This window comes from Microcoleus sp. D3_18a_C4 (assembly GCF_036702415.1).
Lineage (GTDB): Bacteria > Cyanobacteriota > Cyanobacteriia > Cyanobacteriales > Microcoleaceae > Microcoleus.
Genome location: NZ_JAUBTI010000156.1, coordinates 1 through 11,439 on the forward strand (window position 1 = coordinate 1; position 11,439 = coordinate 11,439).

Here is an 11,439-nt window from a genome sequence, read left to right on the forward strand (position 1 = left end):
GAAGGCGGTTGAAACCGAAGCCGACTTCCTCCCCGTGTCTAAAGCCAGGGGCACGCCGGGCTCGTTCTTCGGTGAAAAGAGGAAGTCTCGCCCGATCGGGAGACATTGCTCAAAGCTTTCCCTAAAATATTCAAAGGTTAGTTTAGATATTTACGTATAATATGGCCACAATGGGGGCAACCCAATGTTGGTTGGTTCCTCATTTTTAATTAACGCGATCGCCTTTACAACAATTTTTATAAGTATATTTTGCTGTTAAGTCTACTACCAGATTTCCCACTTAGGAGGCTTGATGTTTCAAGGTTGACTTAAAACGATAGTGACTTAAAGTTATCATCGATCAGGCTGTTTTAGTCGCAAGCTGACGCTGGATTTTTTTTACCATTTGCTGAGTTTCCAAAGTCGGGAGAAAGAGGAATTTGTATTGAGTGACTAGGTAGTTAGCTGTGTGCTTGTGTAACTCAGATACTAGGTTATTAATCTTGATGCGAATTGGGGCTGTGGTTTTTCTGATTCAATACCGCCGAAGTCGCTTGAAGTCTCAAATTTTTTCCAGCCAAATGAGAGAGATTAGTTGGTTTTGCTCAGAGGCTCATCTGTCAATACGATTGATATCTAATTGGCCTCTTCCCAAGATTTTTGAACCGTCAAGCTTACGTCACAAAGGTTCGGACACCATGATAGAATCAAAGTAATATTGACTGACCCAAAACTAGAGTAGCTCAAAATTTGCCCTGGGAGCTCATGCAGCCGACGATCGGGCAGTGACCGATCGCAGATAATTAATCAAAATATATTTCACAAGGGCGATCGAGGCTTTCGTAAAAGCTATCATCACAGAACATAGGTCATCTTTAATTTAGTACAGCTAACCGCGCCACCACGGACGGTGTAATTTGAGCAAACAATTTGGGAAAATAGAATTAGCCTGGGAGGGGGACACACCCCGCCCCGCTTTTCTCTCCCGGTACGGGGAATCCCCAAGTGATGTGCCCTGACGCTATAACGAGAGTATCCCGCAAGTTAATCAGGTAAGTAAGCAACTTAGCACTCAACGAACAAGATTTGATTGCAAGGATTGGCAAATCCCTCCAACATCTCGTCAATTTGTGGACGAAGCTTAGAGGGGACTGCGAGCTTACACTGGAGAGATAGGGATTGAGCAAGAAAATGATAGCTGATCCATAAGCAAAAATCCGAGGGTTAAAACCCCGCGTTGCTTTTCCTCTCAGCACTCTTTGTGACTGAGTTTCCCACCTATTGAGTGTTTTTTATGACTAGCACATCCCCGCTGCGCTCCACATCGATAGTTGCTCTAAGCACTTTTACTCCGGCTATCACCAAGATGATTCAGTCGGGTTACGTCAACGGCGAGCAAGTGAAGCAAGCTCTAGTTGATAGCCGGAACTCCGGCAAGCGGTTGACGGAGGTGTTAGAAGCACTTACCGGGCAGCCGTTGCCTCCAGAATTGCTGCGGCTTTACAAGAAGCAGCAGATGTTTGAACGGAAGATAGTCTACGGCGTTGAAGCATTTGACCCGGAGATGAGCGAAATGTCTAACGAGCAACTCGGAGTTATGCTCGACGCATTGAAGATTTCGATCGACATTTGTCACCAAGGTCGGTTTTTACCCGTAGCGAAGACTGAAACTGAGCCTGCGGCGGTTTTAGTGGCAATGGTAGATCCCGACAACCTCAACGCCATAGAAGATTTGCGGCGGATTTTACAGCCTCATGGCTTGGCTTTGCAGCGACGGGTGATTACGCCAGACGACTATCAGGACATAACTTCTACCTATCAAGACGAACAAGTTAAGAGGGAAGCTAAAAAAGCTGAAATCGAAAAGCAGAGAAAGATGGATTTAGGGGAGGGAGATTTTGGCGAACTCTCCCTAGTAGAGGAGAGCACCGACCAAGAAGACCTCGCTAACACCTTGGACGATGCAGAGGCTGCTCCCGTAATTAAGGCCGTCAATATCATTTTGGCTAAAGCTTTGTCGGAAAAGGTGTCTGACATCCACGTAGAACCTCAAGAAGAGTTCATGCGGATACGGATGCGGAAAGATGGGGTGCTGCAAGAGTATTTCCGGTTTCCCAAGCAGGTAGTCCAATCGATTACGGCTCGTTTCAAGATTATTGCCAACCTGGATATTGCCGAACGCCGACAAGCTCAAGACGGCCGCATCCGCCGGGTATTTGAGGGACGCACGGTGGATTTCCGGGTGAACAGCTTGCCTTCGCGGTACGGCGAAAAAATCGTGCTGCGGATTTTGGACAGTTCCAGCACTCAGTTGGGTTTGGGTTTGTTAATCTCCGACGAAGAAACTCTGGCTTTAGTGCGAGAGAGTGCTAGCCGTCCGTTCGGACTGATTTTGGTGACGGGGCCGACGGGTTCGGGCAAGTCAACTACTCTGTACTCGATTCTGGCGGAACGGAACGATCCGGGGGTTAATATCAGTACGGCGGAAGACCCGATCGAATATGCTTTGCCAGGAATTACCCAATGTCAAGTAATTCGGGAAAAAGACTTGACTTTTTCCAACATTCTGCGGGCATTTTTGCGGCAAGACCCTGACGTGATGCTGGTGGGGGAAACGCGGGACAAGGAAACGGCCAAAACGGCTCTGGAAGCTGCTTTGACGGGACACTTGGTGCTGACGACGCTGCACACGAACGACGCGGCCGGGGCAGTCGCGCGTTTGGCAGAAATGGGCGTAGAACCGTTCATGGTTTCGGCCGCTCTGTTGGGCGTGTTGGCTCAGCGTCTGATGCGGCGGGTTTGCGACAAATGCTGCATTCCTTACCAGCCTAGTGCCGCAGAACTCGGCAAGTACGGTCTGTCGGCTTCTCAAGAAATTGATCTCACTGTTTACAAAGCCAACGTTGTACCCGTGGAGGAAAGGAAGGAACTCGCAGAACGCGAGGAACTTTGTCGGAAGTGCGCCGGCCTAGGCTACAAAGGGCGGGTAGGGGTTTACGAGTTCCTGAAAAATACTGAGCGGCTTCAAACTCTGATCACTCAAGGAGCTCCCACAGAGCAAATTAAGGAAGCAGCAGTAGAAGAAGGGATGAAAACGCTGTTGGCTTACAGCTTGCAGTTGGTGCGGGAAGGCGCGACTACTTTTGAAGAAGTCGAGCGGGTGACGTTTACAGACTCTGGCCTGGAGGCGGAAATGAAAGCCAAACGCAAGCAGGGACTTACCTGCAAAACTTGTCAGGCGGAATTGAAGCCGGAGATGCTGGATTGTCCGTACTGCTTGACGCCACGCTTTTTGGATTGATTCAACAGTTAACTGTTGACTGTTAACTGAGCTAGATTGGTCAATAACTATCAATTCGATCGAGGAGAGGTATCTATGGGTCTGATGATTGAAGACGTACTGGAGTCCCTGGTAGAGCAAGGGGGTTCGGACATACACATCCAAGCGGGCGCGCCTATATTCTTCCGAGTCAGCGGTAAACTAACTCCTCAGACGCAATACGGAGACATTCTGTCTGCTGAGGAAGTGCAGATCCTGATTTTCCAAATGCTCAACAATATGCAGCGCAAGCAGTTGGAAATGGAGTGGGAACTCGACTGCGCTTACGGCGTTCGGGGATTGGCTCGGTTCCGGGTAAATGTCTACCGGGAACGGGGTGCTTGGGCTGCTTGTATGCGGGCTCTGGCTTCTAAGATTCCTAACGCAGATGCTTTAGGCGTGCCGCAGGTTTTGCGGGATATGACGGAAAGACCCAGGGGTATGCTGTTGGTGACGGGACAAACGGGTTCCGGGAAAACTACTACGATGGCGGCTTTGTTGGATCTGGTCAACCGGACGCGGGCGGAACACATTCTAACCGTTGAAGACCCGATCGAATACGTGTTTCCCAATGTCAAGAGTTTGTTTCACCAGCGCCAAAAGGGCGAAGATACTAAGAGCTTTGCTAATGCGCTGAAAGCTGCTTTGCGCGAAGATCCTGATGTAATTCTGGTGGGGGAAATGCGGGACTTGGAAACGATCGGTCTGGCAATTTCGGCGGCAGAAACGGGTCACATGGTGATGGGAACGCTGCACACTAATTCGGCGGCTGCAACTATCGATCGGATTTTGGACGTGTTCCCGCCCATTCAACAACCCCAGGTTCGCGCCCAGGTGTCTAACTCTTTGGTGGGAATAGCCAGCCAAAATTTGGTAATAAAAATTGGCGGCGGCCGTTGCTGTGCTATGGAAATCATGGTGAATACTCCTGCTATGTCTAACTTGATCCGGGAGGGCAAAACTCCCATGATTTACTCCCAAATCCAAATGGGGGCAAAATTGGGTATGAGGACGATGGAAATGGCCCTCGCGGAACTTTACAAGAGCGGTAAAGTCACTTGGGAATCGGCAATGGCCAAGGCTTCTAAGGCTGACGAACTCGAACGCTTGATCGGCCCGGCACCTGTGGGTAGCGCCCCGGTAAAAGCTCATTAATTCCGTCAGCAGTCATTAGTCATTAGTTATTAGTCATTGGTCATTAGTCAGTTGGCCGTTGACCGTTGTTATTAATTATGGGTAACAACTAACAACTAACAACTGACAACTGACAACTGACAACTGACAACTGATAACTGACAACTGACAACTAAGTTTTAATAAATTTTCAGAGGTGAGCTGTGGCTACCAACGTTATCCGCCCAAAACCGAAAGGTGGCTTTGATTTCGGTAAGATTCAGGAGCAAATTGAATATAACCTTACCAGCCTTACTGTTAAGGATATGGCTATTTTTGCTCGTCAGTTTGCGGCTATGTTTAATGCAGGGGTGGCGATCGTTCGATGCCTTTCTGTGCTGCACGAGCAGTGTTCTAATGCTAAGCTGAAGCGAGCGCTCAGGAGCATGAATGCGGACGTTCAGGAGGGGATAAACTTGGCAGAGGCGATGGCTAAGTTTCCTGATGTTTTTGACCAACTGTTTATCAGTATGGTGGCGGCGGGAGAAGTCGGGGGGGTGCTAGATGAAACCCTAGACCGTCTGGCGGTGATGATGGAAAAAAATCACAAGACGGAGGCTGAAATTAATTCGGCTATGTCTTATCCGAAGACGGTGTTTTCTATCGCGATCGTGATTTTTTTCGCAATGACTATATTCTTGCTGCCAACTTTCGCCAAAATTTTTAAGGATATTGGTGCAGATTTGCCAGCATTTACGTTGTTTATGTTGGCAATTAGTGCATTTTGTACGGCTTGGCCTCCCATCCAACAGATAACAGTTATTGGGGTGATTATAGCGCTAAAAATTGCCTTCGATATGTACTACAAAACTCCCATAGGTCGCCTACAAATTGATAGAATTGCGATGAAAATGCCGATTTTTGGCGATTTGATCGAAAAATCTGCGGTGGCTCGCTTTTGCGTGATATTTGGGTCACTAACGCGATCGGGCGTGCCGATTCTCAATTCTTTGGAAATTGTGCGAGATGTGGCGGGGAATCAGGCGATATCTAATGCGATCGAATATGCGAGACAGGAAATTCAAAGCGGCGGCATGATCAGTATTGCTTTGCAAGAACAAGCTGTTTTTCCGTCTTTGGCCATTCAAATGATGGCAATTGGCGAGGAGACAGGGGAACTTGACAAGATGCTGATGAAAGTTGGCGCTTTCTACGAAACGGAAGTGGAAGAAGCAGTAAAAGGACTTACCAGTATGCTAGAACCTCTGATGATTGTCGTCGTCGGTGGTATCGTAGGTTCGATTTTGCTGTCGATGTATCTGCCGATGTTCGCAGTGTTCCAGAAGCTGTAAAAAAGAGCTAATTAGTTATTAGTTATTAGTTAGTAGCAATTAACGCCTGACCAATGACTATTTCAATCGTCCCCAGGCTCTGCCTGGGCAGACTTTTGGAGGAGGCACATCCTCGATTAAAAAGAGAAAACAATTTGGAGGCTGTGCCTCCAAATCTTCCTTACCAGGGTCTTCCCATTGGTGAAAACTTACGAAAATGTCACAAAAGTCAAGTAGGATAGGCAGACAGAATTAACTGCTGCCTAATCCTGGCTTTACGCTCCACTTTAAACGCATCTTAATTTGAACCCCAAATATGCTACAGTTAAATCCGAATAAATTTAAATGTAGTTATTCTAGTTGATGGATGCTATCAATGGCAAAAGGTTGGGAGCATCTCAGTTTTGTAAAAAGCATTTTTTTTATTGTAGTGCGAGCGTCCCCGCTCGCGTATTGTACAATACGCGAGCGGGGACGCTCGCACTGTAAATGCAAAACTGAGATGCTCCCAAAAGGTTTTACTCAAACTTTAAATCACCAACCAAAACAAACAGATTCATTGGCTTCGGTGAATATATTAAAGGCCAGTTTTTTAGAATATTTAGCCAATTTGAACGACCCCAGAATATAAAAAATAAAAAAAATTACTCAGAGATATTACAGGGTAATCGCATCTTAATTAAGGTATAAGCTGTTACGCATTTAAACCATTAACGCTCCAGGTAAGGTGCGTCAGCTAGAACACTGACTATACATGGGAAACGCTTATTTACGCTCCGCACCCTACTATCCTCCTTTAAATGCCGAACAGCTTAATGGTGAGGGAAATTTTTTAAACATTTGACAGTATCTTTCAAGCGCAGCTCGTAAACTAAGGAAGGAAAATTGAGTGTGATGCTGATAGCCAGCTAAGCACGCTCGCTGGGGTTCCACCTAGTTGATTTATCTCCATCAGGTGTTCTTGTCTAGGCCGTGTTTTCAAACTATAACCACAACAGAATGCAGGCGATCGCGATCGTGGCTGTATAATTGGCAGGCGGCTTCTCATATCGAATAGCGCTCCGACTCCATTGCTTGAGTCGGTTGATAGCACGTTCAACAATGTTCCGTTAGCGGTAGATTTGACGGCAGCCTTTTTCCATCTGCCTCAGTGAGGGATACCTGCCGGGAGTCCCTTCCCAGTTTAACTGCTTGTTGGTCGCCCATCCCGTCTCCACCGCCGCCCTGCCTCTGGCGGGTGCATTTTATGTGATTTGTCAAGTACAATTTATACCAACTTAGATGGGATTACCCTGACTAATAACCAATAAATATGGTTCACTTTAACGTTGCCTTTCAACACTTTAACTCCTTCACCGACATTACCCTATCCCTGGCCAAAACTTTAGACCAAATGGGAATTCCTATTTCGGTCGAACCTTCAACAATAGCCTCTCCTCTCAGCCGCCATTCCACAGCAGAAGAAAACGACCTGCTAGAGAAGTGGATGAACACCACACCCTCAGATTTATTTCATATCAAATGGTCTCATTATTGGAAACCTTATTTTTTAAAAGAACTCAACGGACATCTCAACTTAGAACTTTTTGCTATCAATTACGAATTCGCCAAAAACCATGAGGATTATGATTACTGGATTTACGATGCTGTTAACACTGCATCTCACAAACTAGCCGTCAGCCAATATTCTAAAAACGTTTTAATAAAAGCTGGATGTCCGGCGGCTAACGTATCAGTCATGCCTCTAGGTTTCAATCCTTTAATCTCGCAACTCTATTTGCCCAGACCGCAAAAAAACCAAAAAGATGTAAAGTATATTCTGCACATGACCAATTCTTTTGATTTGTATAGATTTGGCACGGATCTGGCCCTTCAAGCTTTTTGGGAAGAGTTTAAAGATGATTCTAACGTAGAGTTAATAATCAAAGATGGCGGCAAAAATACTGATAGCATAGTGGAACATCTCGTAAATATCGAAAAACAATTCGGCAAGTTAAAGGCCAAAATTCTGATAATCCCTAAATTTTATAATAAAGCAGAACTAGCTGATTTATACTTGTCAGCAGATGCTTTTTTAGCTCCGTTTCGCGGCGAGGGTTTTGCGATTAAAATTTTGGATGCGTTTGCAGCAGGTTTGCCCGTTGCTATGACTATGTACGGCGGCCCGACTGAGTACGCCAATGCTAATAACTGCTATCCCATTGCTTACGATCTAATTCCCGTGGGAAAGTGTTACGATACTGAGTATCTAAAAATCAGAAATGATCCTCATTGGGCAGAGCCAAATGTTCAGTCGGTTCGCGAACAGTTACGAAAAATTGTTGAAGACCCGATGCGTTTTCAGGTAGGTCAAAAAGCTAAAGAGACGGCGGATTTATTTAATTGGGAAGCTGCCGCTCAAAAATTGCTAAGATTAATGCGAAAGTTGTTTTAGGAGCAGAAATTATGGGACTCGAACGCAAAATGTTTAGGGGAATGTTTTCACCCGGGGAGGTGGTACGATTGAAACAGCCTTGTTTTACTCCCGGTCGATTGTTTGAGCCAGGAAAATATAACGCTGATGAGTTGCCGGATATCGCTTTTGATATGGGTTTGGTAGACCATTTGCCACCAGTCAAAGGCAACAGTTCAGAAAATGTCAGTGTTCAGAACCCGCCAGATCAAAACCTTGAGGACTAAACTCCCGTTTGCAGTAAGGACTTCAGTCCTAAAAATCCCCATTTTTAGTAAGGACTTTAGTGCTGAAAATTAAAATAAATAATCAAAGACTCAAGTCCTGACTGCAAAAAAGATAAAGCCAATTTAACCATTTTGCTCTATCTGGGCAATTAACTCTTTCAAAACTTGACTAGCTTTATCGTTCTCTATCTGACAAGTTCCGGCATTCTGGTGCCCACCGCCGCCATATCTTAACATTAACTCCCCAATATTAGTTTTAGAAGTTTTGTTAAAGATTGACTTGCCAACTGCGAAAACAGTATTTTGTTGTTTCAGACCCCAAAGTACGTGAATCGATACATTGCACTCAGGGAACAAAGCGTATATTACAAAACGATTCCCTGCATAAATCACCTCTTCGTTACGCAAATCCAAAACAACTAAATTATTATAAACTTTGGCGCAGCGCTGTATTTGCTCTTTAAATTTTTCTTCTTGCTCGAAGTAGAGGTCTACTCTTTCTTTTACATCAGGAAGCTGCAATATTTGGTCGATGGTATGATATTTGCAGTAATCGATTAACTGCATCATTAACTGATAATTGGAAACGGTAAATTCTTTAAACCTTCCCAAGCCGGTTCGGGCGTCCATTATGAAGTTTAACAGCACCCATTCTTGCGGATGCAGAACCTCTTCTTGGGCAAATTGAGCAGAATCTGATTTGTCAACTGCCGCCATCATCGCCTCAGAAATATCAGGAAACTTTGCTTGACCTCCATAATATTTGTACAGTACCCTAGCGGCAGACGCTGCATAGGGATCGATGATGTGGTTAATTTTGATTTTCTCGTGTCTAAGAGTTTCGCTGAAATGGTGATCGAAAGCTAGATGAACTCCCTCCACATAGGGTAAATTGGTGCTAATATCGTTATTTGTTATTTCGATTTTTCCATCCTGCATATCTTTAGGATGCACGAATTTAATCTCGTCGATCATATCGAGTTCTTTGAGCAAAACGGCACAGACAAGACCGTCAAAATCGCTGCGGGTGACTAATCTGTATTTTTTAGTGAGTGGCATATGCTTCTGTGATACGGAGGAACTGATCACCAGCTAATATAACGTATTACCTGATCGCTTTCCAATATGAACCCAGACCCTTACGCTTGGATAGAGAAGTCCCTGGACACTGTTCGCCGGGCCGATTGGTATCGATCGCCACAATCGATCGAAAGTTCCCCTGGGCCTGTGGTAAAGTTAGCAGGCCACAGCCTGATTAACTTTGCCAGCAACGATTATCTGGGACTTGCCGGCGATGACAGGTTAATTCAAGCTGCTATGGCTGCAACTCAGGAATTTGGTACGGGTGCGACGGGTTCGAGGTTGGTCAGCGGACACCGCGATTTGCACCGACAGCTCGAACAAGCTATTGCTAATTTAAAACAAACTGAAGATGCTTTAGTATTCAGTTCGGGATATTTGGCGAATCTAGGGGCGATCGCATCCGTTGTCGGCAAGCGCGATTTGATATTATCTGACAAGTACAACCATTCGAGCCTGAAAAACGGAGCCGCACTCAGCGGTGCAACTGCCCTAGAGTACAGTCACTGCAATCTTGAGGATTTAACGGCAAAGCTAGAGCAAAATCGCGCGAGATACCGCAAGTGTTTAATTATTACCGATAGCGTCTTTAGCATGGATGGGGACTTGTGTCCGCTGCCGCAGTTGTTGGCTGTGGCCGGAATCTTTAACTGCATGGTATTAGTAGATGAAGCTCACGCTACAGGAGTTTTCGGTGCTAGCGGTGCCGGTTGTGCAGAACATTTCGGGTGTACGGGAACACCGCTGATTCAAGTGGGGACACTCAGCAAAGCTTTGGGAAGTTTGGGCGGTTACGTTGCGGGCTCTGCTGCTTTAATTGATTTTCTGCGTAATCGAGCTCCGAGTTGGATTTATACTACAGCATTGACGCCTGCTGACGCGGCGGCTGCTTTGGAAGCTGTGAGAATTGTACAGCAAGAACCAGAACGCCGAGTTCGGTTGCGACAAAATATCGAAACTTTCAAATATTGCGCGATTACCAATCACCAATTACCAATTAGTAATTCCCTCTCCCCAATTTTCAGCCTTCCGTTAAAAGATGCAGCCTCCGCTTTAAAAGTCGGCAGCAAACTCAAGGATATGGGTATTTTTGCTCCCGCCATTCGGCCTCCGACTGTCAGCGTGAGTCGAATTCGGATTTCGCTGATGGCAACTCACGAGCTCGCACACCTTCAGCAGTTGGTAGAGGCGCTGAAGCAAGTTTTGAGTTTTGAGTAAATATTGGGTACGTACCGCGCACCGCTTGACTAAATGTAAATGTTGGGCATCGGGCATCGGGCATCGGGCATCGGGCATCGGCCTAATGACTAATGACTAATGACTAATGACTAATGACTTCTGATTGTCAAGATATCGCTATTGACTTATGGCCAATCTTATACAGTAGTTGGGTCGATCGGTCAACAACTGTAAATTTTTTGTAAATTTAGATACTTTTTGGAATTTAGCGCTATATTAGAGAAGTAGCAGGTACACCAAATTTTATATAAGGAACGTCCACCATGAACACAAATCGTCAAAACGTAAAAAAAGTAGCAGAAACCCACCGCGCTAACATTCACAAGCAACTGATGCACCGCATAGAAGTAGCGAGATCCAGTGGCAATCAAGATTTGGTTCGGGTGCTTGAAGAGGAAATGAGACAGCTTTAAAGAAGCTGCCACTAGAATTTGCCCGTAGTTTGGTTTAGAGGGTTGTGCGAGAAATGCAGAATTCCGGCAACCGCTACCTGTGAAGTGTTGACTCCTCTCTTAGTTGGTAGGAAAAATCCCGGTTTCTTCAAGAAACCGGGATTTTTTATTGAGAAGGAAGAAGAAAGAAGGAAGAGGGAACAGTTACGCAACTGGCACATGGTGAGGGCGCGATCGGGAGCATCTCAGTTTTGTAAAAAGCATTTTTTTTATTGTAGTGCGAGCGTCCCCGCTCGCGTATTGTACA

9 protein-coding genes are annotated in these 11,439 nt (G+C 45.7%); 8 read left to right on the top strand and 1 reads right to left on the bottom strand.

What is annotated here, in order from left to right:
* The first annotated feature begins 1,273 nt into the window (after nucleotides 1-1,273).
* From QUB16_RS31655 to QUB16_RS31675, 5 genes are all read left to right on the top strand, one after another.
* On the top strand, nucleotides 1,274-3,280 hold the full coding sequence (locus tag QUB16_RS31655; protein ID WP_333322233.1) for a GspE/PulE family protein: 2,007 nt from the start codon (nucleotides 1,274-1,276) through the stop codon (nucleotides 3,278-3,280).
* A 75-nt stretch (nucleotides 3,281-3,355) separates the two neighbouring features.
* Nucleotides 3,356-4,453, top strand: a complete 1,098-nt coding sequence (locus QUB16_RS31660; protein WP_333317755.1) for a type IV pilus twitching motility protein PilT — start codon at nucleotides 3,356-3,358, stop codon at nucleotides 4,451-4,453.
* Between the two features lie 182 nt (nucleotides 4,454-4,635).
* Nucleotides 4,636-5,763 carry a type II secretion system F family protein gene (locus QUB16_RS31665; RefSeq protein WP_333322235.1) on the top strand — a complete coding sequence of 376 codons (1,128 nt, stop codon included), beginning with the start codon at nucleotides 4,636-4,638 and terminating at the stop codon, nucleotides 5,761-5,763.
* 1,291 nt (nucleotides 5,764-7,054) lie between these two features.
* On the top strand, nucleotides 7,055-8,176 hold the full coding sequence (locus tag QUB16_RS31670) for a glycosyltransferase family 4 protein (protein ID WP_333322236.1): 1,122 nt from the start codon (nucleotides 7,055-7,057) through the stop codon (nucleotides 8,174-8,176).
* A gap of 11 nt (nucleotides 8,177-8,187) precedes the next feature.
* Entirely contained in the window at nucleotides 8,188-8,421 is a 234-nt protein-coding gene (locus QUB16_RS31675) for a hypothetical protein (protein WP_333322237.1), read from the top strand.
* Between the two features lie 123 nt (nucleotides 8,422-8,544).
* Here QUB16_RS31675 and QUB16_RS31680 read toward each other — a convergent pair whose 3' ends face one another.
* Nucleotides 8,545-9,480, bottom strand: a complete 936-nt coding sequence (locus QUB16_RS31680; RefSeq protein ID WP_333322239.1) for an exopolyphosphatase — start codon at nucleotides 9,478-9,480, stop codon at nucleotides 8,545-8,547.
* 66 nt (nucleotides 9,481-9,546) lie between these two features.
* Between QUB16_RS31680 and bioF the strand changes: the two genes are divergently transcribed.
* The 3 genes from bioF to QUB16_RS31695 all read left to right on the top strand — a co-directional run.
* Complete coding sequence (bioF, locus tag QUB16_RS31685; protein ID WP_333322240.1) at nucleotides 9,547-10,719, top strand: 8-amino-7-oxononanoate synthase; 1,173 nt, start codon at nucleotides 9,547-9,549, stop codon at nucleotides 10,717-10,719.
* 284 nt (nucleotides 10,720-11,003) lie between these two features.
* Nucleotides 11,004-11,153, top strand: a complete 150-nt coding sequence (gene pirA, locus QUB16_RS31690) for an arginine synthesis PII-interacting regulator PirA (protein ID WP_172185012.1) — start codon at nucleotides 11,004-11,006, stop codon at nucleotides 11,151-11,153.
* A gap of 84 nt (nucleotides 11,154-11,237) precedes the next feature.
* The coding region (locus QUB16_RS31695) for a hypothetical protein (protein WP_333322242.1) at nucleotides 11,238-11,439 on the top strand (202 nt) is incomplete at its 3' end.